The sequence below is a fragment of the Bradyrhizobium sp. Kon10 genome, from assembly GCF_055807395.1.
Map to the genome: position 1 here is coordinate 392,686 of NZ_JBVVOZ010000001.1, position 18,912 is coordinate 411,597.

Annotated in this window: 17 protein-coding genes and 1 pseudogene; 7 read left to right on the forward strand and 11 right to left on the reverse strand. The window is 64.9% G+C overall.

Features of this window, described 5'->3' with window-relative positions; all coding sequences use genetic code 11:
- Window positions 1–5: 5 nt before the first annotated feature.
- On the forward strand, window positions 6–272 hold the full coding sequence (locus AC0L2O_RS01935) for a hypothetical protein (RefSeq protein ID WP_369725810.1): 267 nt from the start codon (window positions 6–8) through the stop codon (window positions 270–272).
- 18 nt (window positions 273–290) lie between these two features.
- Here the strand turns inward: AC0L2O_RS01935 and AC0L2O_RS01940 are convergent, their stop codons facing one another.
- The 5 genes from AC0L2O_RS01940 to AC0L2O_RS01960 form a co-directional block, all read right to left on the reverse strand.
- Window positions 291–608 carry a cupredoxin domain-containing protein gene (locus tag AC0L2O_RS01940; RefSeq protein ID WP_473368490.1) on the reverse strand — a complete coding sequence of 106 codons (318 nt, stop codon included), beginning with the start codon at window positions 606–608 and terminating at the stop codon, window positions 291–293.
- A 12-nt stretch (window positions 609–620) separates the two neighbouring features.
- Window positions 621–1,142: a DUF4142 domain-containing protein gene (locus tag AC0L2O_RS01945; RefSeq protein WP_473368491.1), complete on the reverse strand. Its 522-nt coding sequence runs from the start codon at window positions 1,140–1,142 to the stop codon at window positions 621–623.
- Window positions 1,143–1,229: 87 nt separating this feature from the next.
- Complete coding sequence (locus AC0L2O_RS01950) at window positions 1,230–1,931, reverse strand: RNA polymerase sigma factor (RefSeq protein WP_473368492.1); 702 nt, start codon at window positions 1,929–1,931, stop codon at window positions 1,230–1,232.
- Between the two features lie 63 nt (window positions 1,932–1,994).
- Window positions 1,995–2,864, reverse strand: coding sequence for a sulfurtransferase (locus AC0L2O_RS01955; protein ID WP_473368493.1), 870 nt, complete (start codon window positions 2,862–2,864; stop codon window positions 1,995–1,997).
- Between the two features lie 167 nt (window positions 2,865–3,031).
- Window positions 3,032–4,366: a dihydroorotase gene (locus AC0L2O_RS01960; protein WP_473368494.1), complete on the reverse strand. Its 1,335-nt coding sequence runs from the start codon at window positions 4,364–4,366 to the stop codon at window positions 3,032–3,034.
- 101 nt (window positions 4,367–4,467) lie between these two features.
- Between AC0L2O_RS01960 and ygfZ the strand changes: the two genes are divergently transcribed.
- The 6 genes from ygfZ to AC0L2O_RS01990 all read left to right on the forward strand — a co-directional run bounded on the left by ygfZ (window position 4,468) and on the right by AC0L2O_RS01990 (window position 11,147).
- Entirely contained in the window at window positions 4,468–5,349 is an 882-nt protein-coding gene (gene ygfZ / locus AC0L2O_RS01965; protein WP_473368495.1) for a CAF17-like 4Fe-4S cluster assembly/insertion protein YgfZ, read from the forward strand.
- Window positions 5,346–5,972, forward strand: coding sequence for a DNA-3-methyladenine glycosylase I (locus AC0L2O_RS01970; RefSeq protein WP_369725817.1), 627 nt, complete (start codon window positions 5,346–5,348; stop codon window positions 5,970–5,972). Before ygfZ ends, AC0L2O_RS01970 begins: the two co-directional genes overlap by 4 nt.
- Window positions 5,969–6,583 (forward strand): YfbR-like 5'-deoxynucleotidase, encoded by a 615-nt coding sequence (locus AC0L2O_RS01975; RefSeq protein WP_409189911.1) that lies wholly within the window; start codon window positions 5,969–5,971, stop codon window positions 6,581–6,583. The genes AC0L2O_RS01970 and AC0L2O_RS01975 overlap by 4 nt, the downstream gene beginning before the upstream one ends.
- Window positions 6,584–6,711: 128 nt before the next feature.
- A complete protein-coding gene (locus AC0L2O_RS01980) occupies window positions 6,712–7,218 on the forward strand; it encodes a tyrosine phosphatase family protein (RefSeq protein WP_473368496.1) in 507 nt (168 codons plus the stop codon).
- A 208-nt stretch (window positions 7,219–7,426) separates the two neighbouring features.
- A complete protein-coding gene (locus tag AC0L2O_RS01985; RefSeq protein ID WP_409189913.1) occupies window positions 7,427–8,395 on the forward strand; it encodes an NUDIX hydrolase in 969 nt (322 codons plus the stop codon).
- A gap of 49 nt (window positions 8,396–8,444) precedes the next feature.
- Window positions 8,445–11,147, forward strand: a complete 2,703-nt coding sequence (locus AC0L2O_RS01990; protein ID WP_473368497.1) for a DUF2339 domain-containing protein — start codon at window positions 8,445–8,447, stop codon at window positions 11,145–11,147.
- Window positions 11,148–11,150: 3 nt separating this feature from the next.
- On the opposite strand, the gene AC0L2O_RS01995 is transcribed toward AC0L2O_RS01990, so the two are convergent.
- From AC0L2O_RS01995 to AC0L2O_RS02020, 6 genes and pseudogenes are all read right to left on the reverse strand, one after another.
- The gene (locus tag AC0L2O_RS01995) at window positions 11,151–12,839 is read right to left on the reverse strand and encodes a methyl-accepting chemotaxis protein (protein ID WP_473368498.1); all 1,689 of its coding nucleotides are present in this window, start codon (window positions 12,837–12,839) and stop codon (window positions 11,151–11,153) included.
- A 273-nt stretch (window positions 12,840–13,112) separates the two neighbouring features.
- The gene (locus AC0L2O_RS02000) at window positions 13,113–15,083 is read right to left on the reverse strand and encodes a methyl-accepting chemotaxis protein (RefSeq protein WP_473368499.1); all 1,971 of its coding nucleotides are present in this window, start codon (window positions 15,081–15,083) and stop codon (window positions 13,113–13,115) included.
- Between the two features lie 205 nt (window positions 15,084–15,288).
- Window positions 15,289–17,406 (reverse strand): methyl-accepting chemotaxis protein, encoded by a 2,118-nt coding sequence (locus AC0L2O_RS02005; RefSeq protein WP_473368500.1) that lies wholly within the window; start codon window positions 17,404–17,406, stop codon window positions 15,289–15,291.
- Between the two features lie 308 nt (window positions 17,407–17,714).
- A pseudogene (locus AC0L2O_RS02010) lies at window positions 17,715–17,951 on the reverse strand (methyl-accepting chemotaxis protein); the annotation flags it as partial.
- Window positions 17,952–17,971: 20 nt separating this feature from the next.
- On the reverse strand, window positions 17,972–18,454 hold the full coding sequence (locus AC0L2O_RS02015; protein ID WP_473368501.1) for a hypothetical protein: 483 nt from the start codon (window positions 18,452–18,454) through the stop codon (window positions 17,972–17,974).
- 157 nt (window positions 18,455–18,611) lie between these two features.
- Window positions 18,612–18,863, reverse strand: a complete 252-nt coding sequence (locus tag AC0L2O_RS02020; RefSeq protein WP_369725825.1) for a DUF6894 family protein — start codon at window positions 18,861–18,863, stop codon at window positions 18,612–18,614.
- Between the last annotated feature and the right edge of the window lie 49 nt (window positions 18,864–18,912).

Consider the following 18,912-nt stretch of genomic DNA (forward strand, 5'->3'; position numbering starts at 1 on the left):
GTTTCATGAGCCATTCAGTGTCCTACGCCCCCGCACGCGCGCCGCTGCCCGATCACGAGCAGAAACAGGCCGCGCTGAGCTATCTCAACGAAGCCTGGGCCGAGGCGCGCCATGACGGCGTCGACGGCGATTGCCTGGCGCAGGCCAGCCTGTTCGCGGCGCTGGCCGAGCTCGTCGGCACCTATGGCGAAGACGCGGTGGCGAAGTTCGTCGAGGGATTTCCCGGCCGCATCCGCAACGGCGAGTTCTCGGTCGACATCTCCCGGCAATAGCCCTCGGTTCCCTGTCCGTTACGGCTCGACCTTGAGCGTCGCTTTCATATTGGGATGAAAACGACAGTAGTATTCGACCGTCCCCACCTTCTTGACGACCGTCGTTGCTGATTTCTTCGCCGGCAGGTTCACGTCGAAATCGCCGTTCCTCGCGGTTGCGGTGTGGGCGAAGACGTCCTTGTTGATCCACTCGATCGTATCGCCGACCTTCACCAAGACTTCGGCCGGCGATATCTCCAGATTCTCCATCGTGATCTGAATTGTCGCGGCGTGCGCCGGGACGATCATCGTTGCTAACACGACCGCTGTCACGATCGAAGACAAACGTCCCGGCATCATCTCTTCTCCCTATTTCAGCTCGGCCGCGACATGCTCGGCGTGCTGCTCATGCCCCTGGAAGATCTTCAAGCCGGTCTGCAGCAGGCTCTTCAGCTCTGGATTGCTGGCCGAGGGAATGAGCTGGGTCTCCAGCGCGCCGTTGACCGTCTTGTGGTAGGCGACCTCATTCGCGACATAGGCCTTGTCGAACGCTGCGCCGTCCAGCTTGTCGAGCTCGGCGAGCTTGTCGCTCGCCTGATTCGACAGCGCGCGGCTGGTGTCATTGTCCTCGGGCGTGACATTGAGCTTCTTGACCAGCGCGAGCGCCTGCTTGTTGACCGCCTCGTGATCGCGCAGCATGTCCTCGGCGAATGCCTTGACGTCCTTGTTCTTGGCTTTCTTCACCGCCTGCTTGGCGGCATTGATGTCGATCACCCCTGCGGTGTAGGCGATATGCGCGATCTGCGGATCGCTCGGCTTGGCGCCTTGCGCGAGCGCAGGGCTGGACAAAAGGGCGACTGCAGCAATCGCTGCGCTCCATCGAACGAACATGGTTTGATACTCCTGTGGCGCCGTGGCTGTGCCGGCATTGCTTGCACAGGAGTTGGATGACAATTCCGCGCGAACGTTCCCGGAAAATTACGCGCCGACGCCGAGACGTTTCAGCACGGCTTCGGTGAGGCGCTCGCAGCGCTGGCCGGCGAACGGAAAGGCATCCATCACGACCGGCCCGATCTTCCTCTCGACGTTCTCGCGCAGCATGGTGCGCGCACGATGCAACCGCGTCTTGACGGTCTCGACCTTGACGCCGAGCAGTTCGGCGGTCTCCTCCATGCTCATCCCCTCCATCACCCGCGCGATGAAGACCATGCGGAAGACATCGGGCAACTCATCGATCGCGCGCTCGACGACGCGCTGGATTTCACGTTGGGCCATAGATCTTTCCGGGTCGCTTGCAGCGGACGAGAGCGGGAAGAGGATGATCTGCGCTTCGAGTACGGCCTCCGGCAACACGTCCAGTTCGACGTGCGGCTTCCGGGCCCTCACCCGAGTGAGCGCCTCGTTCATCGCTATGCGCGACAGCCATGTCGACAGACCGGCCTCGCCGCGGAAGCGCTCGAGATGCGTGAACGCACGGACATAGGTCTCCTGCACCACATCCTCAGCCTCGCTATCGCTGCGCAGGATGCCGCGGGCAAGGCGATAGAGCCTGCGGTTGTTGGCCTGCATGATCGCGCGCAGAGCCGCCTCGTCACGGGCCAGCGCGCGGCGGATCAGCTCCGTCTCAGGCGCGCCAGCACCCAGGGCCGGAAATGTTGCGGTGCGATGAATAGCGGTCACGGCGTGTCTCCAGCTCTCCTAACGTTGGATGCAGGGCTGGCAAGAAGGTTCCCGAAAAAAGCTCTAATCCGTCTCGATCGGCAGTGCCGAATCCCTCGCCCACTCACCCATCGACGCGTCGTACAGCGTGAGCTTGTCGTAGCCGAGCTGCGTCAGCATGAGCAGGTCGATCGTCGCCGAAATGCCGCCGCCGCAATACAGGATCACATTCTTGTCACGCGTGATGCCCTGGGCGGTGAACTTTGCTTCGGCATCCGCAAGCGTCGTCAGCGTCTTGTCGGCATTCGTGAGCGTTGCGGCCGCAACGTTGACGCTGCCGGGGATGCGGCCGGGCAGGCCGTAGCGGCTCGGCTCGAGGCCGCGATGGAACTGCGGCCCGAGCGCGTTGACGATAACGGTTGAGGGATCGCCGATCCGCGCCGCGACGGTGTTCTTGTCGACGAAAAACCCAGCGCGCGGCGCAGCCTTGAACGTCCTGACCGGATACCCCTTGGGTGCGCCCGTCGCAACCGGCCGTCCCTCTTCCTTCCATTTGTCGAGACCGCCGTCGAGCACGCACGCGTCGACGCCAAGCGAACGCAGCATCCACCAGAACCGCGTCGACCACATCATCGTGCCGATGCTATAGAGCACGATGGTTTTGGATCCATCGAGGCCGTGGCGGCCGAAGGCGGCCTCCAACTGCGCCACGGCAGGCATCATGAAGAAGTGCTGCGCGGAGGCGTCGGAAAACTCATCTTGCAGATCGAGGAAATCGGCGCCCGGGATGTGGCCGGCCTCGAACGTCTTGTCGCCGGGCACTGCACGATAGGGCATGTCGCTGCCGGGAGGCGCTGGCTCCAGATACGTCGTGCAGTCGTAGAGGCGAAGGCTGGGATCGCCGAGCTGGGCGGCGAGTTGCTCGGTCGTGATGAGGGGTGTCGGTTGGTTCATTGACTACTCTCCCTGGCGAACTGAATTGTAGCTCTCTCCCTACGTCATTGCGAGCGCAGCGAAGCAATCCAGAATCCCTCCGCGGCGGCAGCATGGATTGCTTCGCTGCACTCGCAATGACGAGGTTGCGGATACAAAGCGCCTCCTGTGTTCCAACGCCCTCGCGGCTACTGTTTCAGTGTCTCCAGAAACCGCACCGGCTCGCCTTGCGACGGCGTCACCAGTTCGCCCTGCCACATCACGCGGCGGCCGCGGATGAAGGTGCCGACGGGCCAGCCGGTGACGCGGACGCCATCATAGGGGGTCCATCCGGCTTTCGAGGCGACCCATTTGTTGGTGATGGTCTCGCTGCGCTTGAGGTCGATAACGGTGAAGTCGGCGTCGTAGCCGGCCGCGATGCGGCCCTTGCAGGCCATGTTGTAGAGGCGCGCGGGGCCGGCGCTGGTGAGATCGACGAAACGCGCCAGCGACAAGCGGCCTGCATTGACGTGATCGAGCATGATCGGCACCAGCGTCTGCACGCCGGTCATGCCGGAGGGCGAGGCCGGATAGGTTTTCTGCTTCTCTTCCAGCGTATGCGGCGCATGATCAGAGCCGAGTACGTCGATGATACCCTGTTCGATGCCGCGCCAGATGCCGGCGCGGTGATCGGCGCCGCGCACCGGCGGGTTCATCTGCGCGAGCGTGCCGAGCCGCTCGTAGCATTCCGGCGCGGCCAGCGTGAGGTGATGCGGTGTCGCCTCGCAGGACGCAACATCCTTGTGGTCGCGCAGAAACTCGATCTCTTCCGTAGTCGAGATGTGCAGCACGTGGATGCGCTTGCCCGTCTCATGCGCGAGCTTGACCAGCCGCTCCGTCGCCATCAGCGCCGCGGTCTCGTCGCGCCACACCGGATGCGAGCGCGCATCGCCCTCGATGCGCAGCGATTTGCGGTCGTTGAGGCGGTATTCGTCCTCGGCATGGAACGCCGCGCGGCGGCGGATCACCTGCAAGATTCGTCGCAGGCTTTCGTCGTCCTCCACCAGCAGCGCGCCGGTCGAGGAACCGATGAACACCTTCACGCCGGCGCAGCCCGGCGCGCGTTCGAGCACCGGCAGATCCTGCACGTTCTCGCGGGTGCCGCCGATGAAGAAGGCGAAATCGCAATGCATGCGGTGATGGGCGCGCTTCACCTTGTCGGTGAACTCGGCCTCGTTCACCGTCAATGGAGATGTGTTCGGCATCTCGAATACGGCCGTGACACCGCCCATCACGGCGCTGCGCGAGCCGGTTTCGAGGTCCTCCTTGTGCGTCAGCCCGGGCTCGCGGAAATGCACCTGCGTGTCCATGACCCCGGGCAGGACGTGCAGGCCCTTGCAGTCGACCAGCTCCGCGGCGGAGGCTTGCGACAGCGCGCCGATCTCGGCAATGCGGCCACTCACGATGCCAATGTCGCGGACGCCCTCGCCGTCCTGGTTGACCACGGTGCCGCCCTTGAGGATGACGTCGAAACGCTGGGTCATGGCTAAAGGCCTCTCTCGTCCCCAAGCGCAGGGCTCGAGGTCTTGTCGTTTATGCCTCGCGGGCTTACGTTCCGGAGCAACATGTCGCAAGAGATTTTCGCATGAAATCAGCGTTTCTTCCCGACCGGGGCGTGGTCAAGGTCGCGGGCGAGGATGCGCGCAACTTCCTCAACGGCCTCATCACCACCGATCTCGAGAGGCTCAAGCCGGGCCTGGGGCGATTCGGTGCGCTGCTGACGCCGCAGGGCAAGATCATCGTCGATTTCCTGATTACGGAAGCGCCGGCCGGCCATGGCGGCGGGTTCCTGATCGACTGTCCGAAGGCGCTGGCCGACGGCCTCGTCACCAAGCTGAAATTCTACAAGCTGCGCGCCAAGGTCATGGTGGAAAACCTCTCCGACGATCTTGGCGTGCTCGCGGGTTGGGACGGCCAGCCTGACGCTCAGCCCGACCTCGCCTTCGCCGATCCGCGCAATGGCGAGCTCGGCTATCGCATCCTGATCCCCGAAGATCTCAAGCAGAAGCTGTCCGATCTCATCGGCGCCGAACTGCTCGATGCTGCAGCCTATGAGGCCCACCGCATCGCGCTCGGCGTGCCGCGCGGTGGACTGGATTTCCTGTACAGCGACGCGTTCCCGCACGAGACCAACATGGACCGCTTGGCCGGCGTCGATTTCGACAAAGGCTGCTATGTCGGCCAGGAGGTCGTCTCGCGCATGCAGCATCGCGGCACGGCGCGCACCCGCAGCGTCAAAGTGCTGCTCGACGGGCCTTCCCCGGAGACCGGCGCCACCATTCTCGCCGGCGACAAGCCGGTCGGCACCATCGGCTCGACGGCCGACGGCAAGGGCATCGCGCTGGTGCGCATCGACCGCGTCGCCGATGCACTCGATGCAAACCAGCCGCTCAGCGCCGGCGGCATTGAGTTGCACCTCGCCGAACCTGAGGTCGTGCGCATTCCAACGAAGCAGCCCATCGCATGAGCCGTGCTCCGCGCCTCCATGCCGACGGCCTGACCCGCTGCCCGTGGCCGGGCGAAGATCCGCTCTACGTCGCCTATCACGATACCGAATGGGGCGTACCGGAATATGACGACCGCGCGCTCTATGAAAAGCTGATGCTCGACGGGTTCCAGGCCGGCTTGTCCTGGATCACGATCCTGCGCAAACGCGACAATTTCCGCAAAGCCTTCGACGATTTCCAGCCGGAGAAAATCGCGCGCTACACGCCCCAGAAGGTCCATGCTCTGATGAATGATGCGGGCATCGTTCGCAACCGTGCCAAGATCGATGGCGCGATCCTGAGCGCAAGATCTTATCTGGAGATCATGGAGAAAGGCCCGGGTTTCTCCAAGCTGCTGTGGGACTTCATGGACGGAAGGCCCAAGGTCAACCATTTCAAGACCACCGCGAGCGTGCCGGCCTCGACGTCCCTTTCGGTGCAGATCTCAAAGGAGCTGTCCTCCCGCGGCTTCAAGTTCGTCGGCCCGACCATCGTTTACGCCTTCATGGAGGCAACCGGCATGGTCAACGACCATCTCGTCGACTGCCATTGCCACGCGAGCTGCGGCAAGACGCAGCGCAAACCGCGCCTCAAGGTCAAATGAGCGCGAAGAAGGCGGAACGCGACGTGGCGTCTCGTGCCTGGCAGCGCATGCTGTCAGGCCGGCGGCTCGATTTGCTCGATCCATCGCCGCTCGACATCGAGATTGCCGACATCGCGCATGGGCTGGCGCGGGTGGCACGCTGGAACGGGCAGACCACCGGCGCCCACATCTTCTCGGTCGCACAGCATACGCTGCTGGTGGAAACCGTGATGCGGCACGAGGCGCCGCGGGTCGATCAGCGCGTGCGGCTCGCCGCGCTGCTGCACGATGCGCCCGAATATGTGATCGGCGACATGATCTCGCCGTTCAAGGCCGTGCTCGACGGCCACTACAAGGCGGTCGAGAAGCGCCTGCTCGGTGCGATCCACATCCGTTTCGGGCTGCCGCCGGAATTGGCCGACGAGATCACGCAACAGATCAAGGCCGCCGACCGCGGCGCGGCTTATCTCGAAGCGACCGAGCTCGCCGGCTTCAGCGATGCCGAGGCCAAACGCCTGTTCGGCCGCGATCCCGGCCTCTCCGACAGCGTTCGGCGCGACTATCTCACGCCCTGGACCGCGGCGCGGGCCGAGAAGCAGTTTCTGGAGCGGTTCAACGCGGTGTTTGCTTAGGTCCTGTAGGGTGAGCAAGGCGTAGCGTGCCCACCAGTTCGAGCAAGCTGCGAAATGGTGGGCACGGCGCGTTGCGCCTTTGCCCACCCTACGGGCGCTCGCTATAATGGCCGGCAAAAAGGTCCCCCATGATCCACGTTTGTTCCCTCGCCGCCCTTCCCGAGACCGTCCGCCTGACCGGGGCCAGCCATGTGCTGACCGTGATGGCCAATGTCGAGCAGGTGGTGCGGCCGGTGTCTGTGCTGCCGGCCAACCACCTCAAGGTGTCGATGGATGACATCACCGAGGAGATGGACGGTTTTGTCGCCCCGTCCGAGGCGCATATCGAGCAGGTCCTGAACTTCGTGCGCGGCTGGGACCGCAATGCGCCGCTGGTGGTGCATTGCTATGCCGGCATCAGCCGTTCCACCGCGAGCGCGTTCGCGACCGTCTGCGCGCTCAATCCGAATCGCGACGAGATCGATATCGCCAAGAAGATTCGCGCGGCCTCGCCGATCGCCTCACCGAACCGCCGCATCGTCAGCCTCGCCGATCGCGCGCTGGGCCGCAACGGCCGCATGCTGCGCGCACTCGACGAGATGGGCCCTGGCGCGATGATGGTGGATGGCCGCCCCTTCATGATCGAGCTCGAATGACCACTGCACGCAACACCGCAGGTGCGCCCCCTCTCCCGCTTGCAGGCGGCGCAATTGCACATGTGTATGGCGGGCGTGGATGCTTTCACGCCGTCATGGCCGGGCTTGTCCCGGCCATCCACGAACTTTCCCGCGGCGCGAAGAACGAGGATGCCCGGGACAAGCCCGGGCATGACGGATTTGTGGCAGCGCCTGCGATCATTCCCGCATGAGCGAGAGGCAGCTGACGCCGATCGAGATCGGCCTGACCGCGGCCATTGTCGCGATCGAGGACCATGAGCCGCTGGTCCTCACTGCCCGTGGCGGCGACGGGCTTGCCGGCCTGCCGTTCGGCCCGTTCGATGCGCCGAGCCACCGCACCTTCGAGATCGGCCTGCGCGCCTGGGTCGAGGCGCAGGCGGGCTTGCGGCTCGGCTACGTCGAGCAGCTCTATACGTTCGGCGATCGCGGCCGCCACGCGGAGACCGGTGACACTGGCGCGCACATGGTATCGATCGGCTATCTCGCGCTGACGCGCGCTGTCGATAGCCCTGCGTCCACAAATGCGGCCAGTTTCGAGCCGTGGTATCGCTTCTTTCCCTGGGAAGACTGGCGCGAGGCGCCGCCCGCGATCATTGCCCGAGATATCATCCCGGCATTGACCAAATGGGCCGAACAGGAGCCGCCGGAGACCACACGCGCACTGCCGCGCAGGGATCGCGTACGGTTCTATTTCGGCCTCGAGGGTGCGGCCTGGGACGAGGAGCGTGTGCTCGACCGTTACGAGCTCCTCTATGAGGCTGGCCTCGTCGAGGAGGCGCGGCGCGATGGCCGCCCTGCGGCGTTGGCGCGCAAGGCGCTTCCCGCACTCGGCACTTCCATGCGGTTCGACCACCGGCGGATTCTTGCCACGGCGATCGCGCGGCTGCGCGCAAAACTGAAGTATCGTCCTGTCGTCTTTGAACTTTTGCCCGCCGAGTTCACACTTACCGAACTGCAGTATACGGTGGAGGCGATCTCGGGCCGGGTCCTGCACAAGCAAAATTTCCGTCGCCTGGTCGAAATGGAGGCCCTGGTCGAACCGACCGGGGTGATGTCGACACAGACGGGCGGACGGCCGGCGGCGCTCTACCGCTTCCGCCGCGACGTGCTCCAGGAGCGGCCGGCGCCCGGATTGCGCGTGCGCTCCCGGCGCTAGGTTAAGATTTGCGCGATCGGCCCCTGCCCGCCGATTGCCTGGAGGCCCTATGTTCGACGCTCCGTTTGACGTCTTTGCGGTGATGATTGCGATCGCCGCGTTCCTGATCGCGCTCAAGGCGTCCAAGGAGGCGACTAATCTGCGCCGCCAGCTGAGTTCGTTGGAAGCCGCGCTGCATGCGCAACGACAGGTCCAGCCGCCGCCCCTGATGCCCGCGCAGGAGCCGCCGCCCTGGCCTGCGACGACCGCGGCAGAGCCAGCCCCGCTTGCGGCCGAAGCCGAGCCGGCGCCCCCGCTCGTCACCGATGATGTCTCACCGCCGCCGCTCGAAACCAGCACGGATCACATCGCGCCGCCGCCTCGCCTGCCGGCGGCAGAGCCCGGTTTCGAAGAGCGGCTCGGCACCCGCTGGGTGGTGTGGATCGGCGGCCTTGCGCTTGCCCTCGGTGGCTTCTTCATGGTGCGCTATTCGATCGAGGCCGGTCTTGTCGGCCCCGGCGTTCGCGTGTTCCTCGGCGGCCTGTTCGCGCTGGCGCTGCTCGGGGCCGGGGAGTGGTCGCGACGCAAGGAGAGCATTTCCGACATCGTGGCGCTGCCGATCGCCAACATCCCCGCGATCCTCACCGCGGCAGGAACGGCGGTGGCGTTTGCGACCATCTACGCAGCCTACGCACTCTACGGCTTCCTCGTGCCGGCCACCGCCTTCGTGCTGCTCGGGCTGGTCGCGCTCGGCACGCTCGCCGCGGCGCTTCTGCATGGTCCCGCGCTTGCAGGTCTTGGCGTGGTCGGCGCCTTCGCGACGCCTGTCCTCGTCTCCAGCGCCAAGCCGGACTATTGGGCGCTCTACGCCTATCTCGCCATCGTCACCGCCGCGAGCTTCGGCCTCGCCCGCATCCGGCTGTGGCGCTGGCTTGCAGTGACGACCATCGTGTTCGCCGTGCTGTGGATTTTCCCGGGACTCGATCTCGGCGAATTGCAGGTCGCGCCGCACGCCTTCCATGTCATCGCGGGCTTCGTGCTGGCCGCACTCCTCGTGGTCTGCGGCTTCATGTTCGGGCCGACGATTGAAGATGGCCAGATCGAGCCGGTCTCATCGAGCGCGCTCGGCGCCTATCTGTTCGGCGCGATGCTGATCGTGCTGTCGAGCGCGCATGCCGATCTGGCGCTGATCGCCTTCACGCTGCTCGTCGCCGCGACGCTGTTGGTGGCCTGGCGCGCGCCGGCGGCGACCGGCGCGTTGGGTGCGTCCGCGGCAACCGTCTTCATCGTCTTCGCCGAATGGGCCGTGCGCGCCAATCCGGACATGCTGGTGCTGCCGGACGGGCCCCTGCCCGGCATCGGACCAACGGCCACAGACAGCGCGGTGACGCTGCATCTGCTGATGGCCGCGGTCTTCGCCGCCGGCTTCGGCATCGCCGGCTTCCGCGCGCAGGGCCGCTCGAGCTCGGCGATCATTCCGGTGGTGTGGTCGGCGGCCGGCGTCGCAACCCCGCTCGCGATCCTGGTTGCGCTCTACGCGCGCATCGCCCATCTCGACCGTTCGATCCCGTTCGCGAGCCTGGCGGTGCTGCTCGCCGCCGCCTTTGGCGCGGCGACCGAAGCTCTCACCCGCCGCGAGACCCGGCCGGGCCTTGCGATCTCCGCCGCGTTGTTCGCGACCGGCACGCTCGGTGCGCTGGCGCTGGCGCTGACCTTTGCGCTGGAGAAGGGCTGGCTCACCATCGCGCTGGCGCTGATGTCGCTCGGCACCGCCTGGATCTCGATGCAGCGACCGATCCCGTTCCTACGCTGGCTCGCGGCTATCCTTGCAGGCGTCGTCACCGCGCGCATCGGTTATGATCCGCGCATCGTCGGTGACGCCGTCGGCACCACGCCGATCTTCAACTGGCTGCTGTGGGGCTATGGCCTGCCGGCAGCATCGTTCTGGGCAGCGAGCCGTTTCCTGCACCGCCGCGGCGACGACGCACCGCTGCGCATGGTGGAGGCGGCCGCGATCCTGTTCACCGCGCTGCTCGCTTTCATGGAAATTCGTCACCTCGCGACCGGCGGCGACATGACCTCGTCGCCCTCGCTGCTCGAATGCGCGCTCCAGGTCTGCGTGGCGCTCGCCATGGCGATCGGGCTGGAGCGGCTGCGGCTGCGCAGCCGCAGTGTGGTGCATGATGTCGGCGCTATCGTGCTCACGGCGATCGCCGGCCTCATCAGCGTGTTCGGCCTCCTCATCCTGGAGAACCCGCTGCTGTGGCGCATCGATATCGGCGGCGCGGTGTTCAACCTGCTGCTGCTCGGCTACGCGCTGCCGGCGGTGCTGATGCTGCTGCTGTCCTACGCGGTGGCAGGCGGGCGCGGCAAAGCCTATGCCAACACCATCGCGGGCGGCGCTCTCTTTTTTGCGCTGGCCTACGTCACACTGGAGATCCGCCGCTTCTATCATGGCCCGATCCTCACCAGCGGCGAGACGATGGGCGCCGAGCAATACACCTATTCCATCGGCTGGCTTGCCTTCGGCGTGGTGCTCCTCGGTGTCGGTCTTCTCGTCAACTCCGAGCGGGCGCGGCTGGCGTCTGCCGTGGTCATCGCGCTGACGATCCTGAAGGCGTTCGTGATCGACATGTCGACGCTGACGGGCGTCTATCGTGCGCTGTCGTTCATGTGCCTTGGCATCGTGCTGGTCGCGATCGGCTGGCTCTATCAGCGCATTCTGTTCCGGCGGCAGGTAGCGCCGCCGCCGGCTCCGCAGCCAAGTGCATAACGATCAGGCCGCGCGGACCGATTCCAGGAACTGCGCGACCTCGACCTTCAGCCGCGTGCTGTCGTTCGCGAGCGACTTGGCGGCCGACAGCACCTCGGTCGAGGCCGAACCAGTCTCGATCGCGCCGCGCTGCACGTCCGTGATGTTGGAGGAGACCTGCTGCGTGCCGACCGAGGCCTGCTGCACGTTGCGCGAGATCTCCTGCGTGGCCGCGCCCTGCTCCTCGACGGCAGCAGCAATGGCGGCGGACACTTCGGAGAGCCGCTCGATGGTGCCGCCGATCTCCTGGATCGCGCTGACGGATTCCTGCGTCGCCGCCTGAATCCCTGCGACTTGCGCCCCGATCTCTCCGGTCGCCTTTGCGGTCTGCTCGGCCAACGCCTTCACCTCGGAGGCAACGACGGCGAAGCCGCGGCCGGCCTCGCCTGCGCGCGCCGCCTCGATAGTCGCGTTCAGCGCCAGCAGATTGGTCTGCCCCGCGATGGTATTGATGAGTTCGACGACGTCGCCGATGCGTGACGCCGCGAGCGACAAGGCATTGACGCGCTCGTTGGTCCGCCCCGCCTGCTCGACGGCTTCCGCAGCCATCCGTGCCGAATCCTGCACCCGACGGCTGATCTCGGTGATGGAGGACGACAGCTCTTCCGAAGCCGACGCCACCGCCTGGACATTGGTGGAGGCCTCCTCCGACGCCGCGGCTACCACCGTCGCAAGCTCCTGACCGCGCTGCGCGGTGCCGGTCAACGTGCTCGCGGACGCCTCGAGTTCCGTCGAGGCCGAGGAGACGGTTCCGACGACTTCGCCGATCATGGTTTCGAATTTGCGCGTGATGGCGTCGACGCGCCGGCCGCGCTCGATCTTGGCCTCGGCATCGGCCGCGGCGACCTCGTCGGCGGCCTTCTTGGCGATCAGTGCTTCCTTGAAAATCTGGAGCGCGTCCGCCATCGAGCCGATCTCGGTCTTCTCGCCGCGATGCGGCACGTCGGCCGAGAGGTCGCCCTCGCCGAGCGCCTGCATCGGACTGATGATCGAGGCAATGCCGCGCGAAACGTCGCGCACGAGATAATAGGCGGCGCCGACCGCCACCAGGACCGAGGTCACGATCATGCCGACCAGCACGCGGAATATCGTGGCGTAGCTGTCGGCCGCCTGCTTGGTCTCGAGCTCGGCGCCCCGATTGTTGAGCTCGATGCCCTTCTGGAGCAAGGGATCGGCGGCTTGCGCCATCTTGGCGACCTTGGTCTGCAGCAGCTCGTTGGCGTCGGTCGGGAAGCGGCCGACGCCCTTGCGCGACAGCGCCATCACGTCTTGCACCCCGTTCAGATATTCGGCCCAGGCCTTGCTCCATTGCTCATAGAGCGAGCGCTCCTCGGCGGACGTGATGAGCGGCTCATAGACCTTGCGCGTCTGGTCGATGCGCTCGCGCAGCGAGGCGAGGCGCTTCTCGGCGGCGTCCTTGCCCTCGGCGGTGTCCTGCATCACATGCAGGCGGAGCGCGACACGCAGCTCGTTGATGTCGGCGCGAAGCGAGCCGAGCGCACGCACGCTCGGCAGCCAGCTCTCCGCGATCTCGACAGTGTGAGAATTGATGTTCTGCATGGTTCCGATCGCCGTCACGCCGACACCGGCGAGCGACAGAACAAGAACCGACAACACGGCGAGAAGTTTGAAGACGATCGACAACTTCGACATCACGATGAATCCCAATGATCTCACAACGCACAAGTCACCTGCGCCGCGACTGTCACGATGGACGGCAGGGCGGAAGTCATTCCAATAATGCTGGCTGGTTCTTATCCCGGAGGATTGCACTCATAGTCGCAAGTAGCCGTTAACGGGATGCTGCGTAAAACTACGTAGCAGCCCGGCCGACGTCATTTTGCTGCAACCATGTGTTGCAGTTGGGCCGATATCTCGTTGCGCCACACCAGCGCACCGCAGTTCGCAGCGCGGCATCGAGCAGCATCACGCTGCCCGCACCGTATCCAGGAAGCGCGCGACTTCGCTCTTCAAACGGTTACTCTCCTGCGACAGCGATTGCGCGGCCGAATGCACCTGCGCCGAGGCAGCGCCGGTTTCTCCGGCGCCACGCTGAACGTCGCCGATGTTCGCCGAGACCTCCGAGGTGCCCTGCGCGGCGTGCTGGATGTTGCGGGAGATCTCCTGCGTCGCGGCGCCCTGCTCCTCGACGGCAGCGGCGATGGCCGACGATATCTCCGACATCCGCGCGATGGTGTCGCCGATCTCCTTGATCGCGCCGACGGAGTCCTGCGTCGCCGTCTGGATCGCACCGATGTGCTGGCCGATCTCCCCGGTCGCTCTCGCGGTTTGCTCGGCAAGCGCTTTCACCTCGCTCGCAACCACTGCAAAGCCTCTGCCGGCCTCGCCCGCCCGCGCCGCCTCGATCGTGGCGTTCAGCGCCAATAGGTTGGTCTGTCCGGCGATCGTGTTGATCAGTTCGACCACGTCGCCGATCCGCCCGGCAGCCTTGGTCAATTCGGCGACGCGCGCATTGGTGCGCTGGGCCTGCTCGACCGCGACGTCGGCGACGCGCGCCGATTCCTGCACTTGGCGGCTGATCTCGGAGATCGACGTCGTCATCTCCTCGCTCGCGGACGACACCGACTGCACATTGGCAGATGCCTCTTCCGAGGCGGACGCCACCGCGCTGGCGAGACCGCTGGACCGCTCGGCTGCCTGCGTCAGCGTGTTCGAGGACGCTTCGAGCTCGGTCGCCGCCGATGAGACGATTTCGATGATCTCGCCGACTGCGCCTTCAAAACTGTCAGCCAGCTGCTTCATATCCGCCTTGCGCTGCGCGCGGCGACGGGTATCGGCTTCGGCCTGCTCGGCACGGAGCCGCTCAGCCTCCGCCATGTTGCTCCGGAACACCTCGACCGCACCGGCCATCTCGCCGATCTCGTCTTTGCGCCCGACACCGGGAACGGCAATCGACAAATCGCCGCGCGCAAGCTCAGTCATCGCGTCGACCATGCCCGACAGTGCTTTCGAGATCGAGCGTCCCAGGAAGAAGCTGACAATCGCCAGCACCGCGACGGTGACGAAGAAGGCGATCATTATCCACAGGCGCACCGCGTCGCGGCTTGCAGCTTCCGATGCGTCGGCCTGCTTGTAGAGTCCTTCGACCGCGGTGCGGACTTCGACCATGCCTGGCTCAAGCTCACGAAACGTCTTCATCATGCTGGCGTCGAGCGCCGCGCTCTGCTGTGCGGTCTCGGCCCAGGCCACGAACTCGGATTGATATTTCTGCAGCTTGGCCGTGATCTCAGCGGAGACGGGAGCGGGTACGGCAGCAGCCTCCATGGCCTTCGAGAACTCGGTCGCGGCCTTCTTTAGTTCAGTGACGTATTTCGGATCGCGCCGAAGCATGAAATCCTTCTCGTGCCGGCGCATCGTCAGCATCCAGCTCGTCAGCCGCGGATTGTCGAGCTCCTTCAGCTTCCCCTCGATGTCGTGAACCGCGCCGCGGAGCGAACCGGACAACCCGACTGTCTCGTTCAGGCCGAGCTTGGTCTCGGCGGCGACCAGCGCGCTGAAATCCGTCGCGTACCGCTTGAAGCCGTCGTGGGCCTGCTTGGTCTTGTCGGAGAGCGCGCTGATGCCGCCCCGCGACGTCAGCCGCTCAAGCTCGTCGAAATCGCGGTTGATCGGGCCTATCAGCTCGGCATGCGCCTTCGCGTAGCTCTCGTTGCGGCGCTGCTCAAAGTTCTTCTCGTTGCGACGAGCCTCCAGCATCTCGATCGAGAGCTGCTGGTTGAGGTCCACGATCGCACGGGCACGGTTAGCGGCGCTGCGGGAGGTGTCCTGAGAGAGGCTGCCGATCTGGTAGATCGCGCCGAAAATTGCGAGACCAACAAGGCCGAATAACCCGATCGCCATCACCTTGTGCGTCAGGCGCATGGAAAGGCCGCTCATGAATGTGCTCCAAAACGGGCGATACGCGATACAGGATGGGGGACTCGAGAAGCCCGGAATATTGCGGGGATTATGACCACTTCGCTTTTCGGGAAAGTTAACCTTGGACGCTAATCGTCGCGGCGCCGCAATATGCACGCGCGCATCCGCCGCTCGCTTGCGCGCGACAGTTGCAAGCCCGACGTGTCGGTGAAGGCCGCTGCCGTCAGGCCGCGCGCACGGTGTCGAGGAATTTTCCGACCTCGAGCTTGAGGCGGCTGCTGTCGCTCGACAGCGACTGTGCCGCCGCGAGCACCTGCGTGGATGCCGAGCCGGTCTCGCCTGCGCCGCGCTGGACGTCGGTAATGTTGGACGACACCTGATGCGTGCCTTCCGCCGCCTGCTGCACGTTGCGGGAGATCTCCTGCGTCGCCGCGCCTTGCTCTTCCACCGCGGCCGCAATGGCCGAGGAAATCTCCGACAACTTTTCGATGGTGTCGCTAATGTCCTTGATCGCACCAACCGAGACCTGCGTCGCGGTCTGGATACCGGAGATCTGCTGACCGATCTCGCCGGTTGCCTTCGCGGTCTGCTCCGCCAGCGCCTTCACCTCGGAAGCGACGACGGCAAAGCCGCGGCCGGCCTCGCCGGCGCGCGCCGCCTCGATGGTGGCGTTGAGCGCCAGCAGATTGGTCTGGCCTGCGATGGTGTTGATCAGCTCGACGACGTCGCCGATTCGTGCCGCTGCCTTCGACAATTCACCGACACGGTCGGTCGTGGTACGGGCCTGGCCGACCGCCTCGCTCGCCACCCGCGCCGATTCCTGCACTTGCCGGCTGATCTCGGTGATCGAGGAGGACAGCTCTTCCGTCGCGGACGCGACCGACTGCACGTTGGTGGAGGCTTCTTCGGAGGCTGCAGCCACCATCGTCGTAAGTCCCTGCGCGCGCTCTGCCGTCGAGGTCAGCGTCGACGCGGAGGCCTCGAGCTCTGTCGCGGCTGAAGATACCGTGTCGATGATCTCGCCCACTGCGGCTTCGAAACCGTTCGCAAGCTTGTGCATGTCGTCCCGGCGCTGCGCGGCCGCAAGCTTCTCGGAAGCTGCCTGCTCGCCGCGCAGGCGTTCAATTTCAAGGCCGTTTTGCTTGAAGACCTCCACCGTACGCGCGATCTCGCCGATCTCATCACCTCGGCTGACGCCGGGAACTTCGGTGCTGAAGTCGCGATCCGCGAGCCGGCCCATCGCATGCGAAATAGCCGAAAGCGGGTTGAGAATCCGCGAGAAGGTGATCCAGAAGCTGACGCCGGCGAGCAGCAGAGCGGCGCACAGCAGCAGAGCTGTGAAAGCGAAATTACGGGTGCTGCCGGTGGCCTGAGACGTGGCCTCCTGATCTGCGGCAGCCCCTAGGGCTTCGCCGAGCTTCAGCACGCTATTGATGCCGGCGGTGGCACGCGCGAAGTATTCAGATCCGGTGATCTTGTAGTCCCCGCTTTCACCGGCAGCCAGCGTGACCGCGCGGGTTTCACCATAGAGGACGAAATAGATCTTCTCGACCTCGCTTATCGCATCCCCGACCTCCGCCGGCAGATCCGAGCGCAGCCGCACCGGCAATACCGTGTCCCAGGCGAGCTCGACCTTCGCCCGCAGCGCCGAGAGACGTTGGAAGCCTTCCGTGCCAAGTTGCGCGCGTGCCCCGATCGCACCGGCGAGCAAGGCGCGCTCTCTTCCGGCATACTCAGCCATCTGAGCTGCGAGATGTCGCAGGCCGGTCAGTTGCGCCAGCTTTGCCACAGGCGGACTGGTGAGGGTCTCGAGTGTCAGCCGCAGGCGGTTGCCCGCGACGTCGATCGCGTCGGTAATGGCGGGGACAAAACCGTCAACGACATCGGACGCGCGTTCGCCACGCGGATGCGAAAGGTTGCCATCGACCGTCTCGCGCAAAAGACGCAGCGCCTCGAACCTCGCTTGAGCTTCGGTAATCTGCTTCTGTCCCGCCGCCATTTCCGGAATCGCGCGGATATCGAGCACGGCAGCGCGAAAAGCCTCGTCGGCCGTCGCGCGCGCCTTCTCGATTTCGGTACGACGCTCCGAGGTCACGGCGTCAGGAGACTTCAGCGCCACGTTGGTCAATCCGCGTTCAATCGCCCACTGCCCTGCGCTACGCAGCAGCAGACGCGCAGCTCCATTGACCCTCAGGAATGCTTCGGACTCCTGCCGCTTGATGATCGCCTGGTAGGCAATGAATCCAGCCGAGGCCAATCCCAGCAAGGCGAGTGCCGTGATGATGGCCGGCAGAACCGTACCTATCCGAACATGTCCAAGCTTGCTGCGCGAACGGGCCATGTTGGCTCCGGTCCGCTCATTCCTGATGAGGCTCAACACAGTGGGTTTCCCCCGGGGGAACACGCAGCCAAGTCCTTGCCGGCCGCATGGACGTTGATCGCCCTTGCCTCCGAAGATACAGCTGGGCCACCCTGTTTCGGTTAACGGGCGCCTTCGGAGTAATACTGAGATTTCGCGCCAAATAATTGAATTCGAAACACTATTCTCGCCAGAGAGTTGTAAATTTCGCCTTCAAGTCGCTACTGCGCGTCCTTGCAGCCGACACGGCGAAGCAGCTGATCACGCGACGTCGCGAGATTGCGTGAGCTTCACGCCGCGCGCACGGTGTCGAGGAATTTTCCGACCTCGAGCTTGAGGCGATTGCTGTCGCTCGACAGCGACTGTGCCGCCGCGAGCACCTGCGTGGATGCCGAACCGGTCTCGCCTGCGCCGCGCTGGACGTCGGTGATGTTGGACGACACCTGCTCGGTACCCTGGGCGGCCTGTGCCACATTGCGAGAGATTTCCTGTGTGGCCGCGCCCTGCTCCTCGACGGCGGTATCAATCTGTGCAGCGATCGGCAGCGTCAGCTCGCGGACAAGGCGGTGATCTTGGCGGCGCGAGCAGGGTCCGTAGCCGTCAGGGCAAAGGCCTCGCCACGGATGGCGGCGTTTTGTTGGGCGCCCTTCACATGATCCGCGGACAAGCTCTTGAGTTTTTCCATGCGCGCGCGATTTTCCGCGAAATGCGCCAGCTTGAGCATGGAATCGGTGGCGCCATTCAGCGCTTTCGCCCGATCCAGCAGAGCCTCGCCCGCCTTCTGCAATTCACCCTGATTATTGGCGAGCCGGATGTCTCGTACGGCGAGCTGCATGCTTCGTCTTCCAAGCTTGGCTTCGACCGTATCCCGCGCCAGCTGCTGCTGCGCGAGTGCGGCCTGGTTGGAATCATGCACATTGCCGTTGCCAATCAGCTGGCTCACGATCATGGCGACGACAAGAACAATGCCGAACGCCGAAGCGATCGCGAGTTTGGTGCCGATTTGCGGATTTTGGACCAGGCTCGACATGGGGGTTCGGGAAGACGCGGCCAAATCATTGTCGGCCGCCGTCGGCGAGCGCCGGGCATTCCGATCTGGTTAACAACCGCAGCCGGAGAAATAACTAAAACAGGCACGTTTCCGCGCTTACCAGGTTAACCACATGCACCGGTAGGATGCCCAACTTCTAGCCGGTCCAGTCAGGGGCCGTCTCGCTCTCACCGACAAGGCTGATGCGAAACACCGGCGCCTTGTTCTCGTCGAGCAGCTCCATGCTCCATTTCGCATTCGGCTTCAGATTGCGCGCGATGGTGCCGAGCAAATTGGCGCAGACCTCTGTCATCTCGGTCCATGCGGCGGCGCGATCGTCGAACTCGTACGGCTGATCGGCGGCGCCGGAATAGCGGCCGGTGGTGATGCGGAAGAAATAGAGCGACATCGTTGAACCCTTGTGTCGGGCCGCCCTTGGCCGTCCCGCAAGCTGGGGC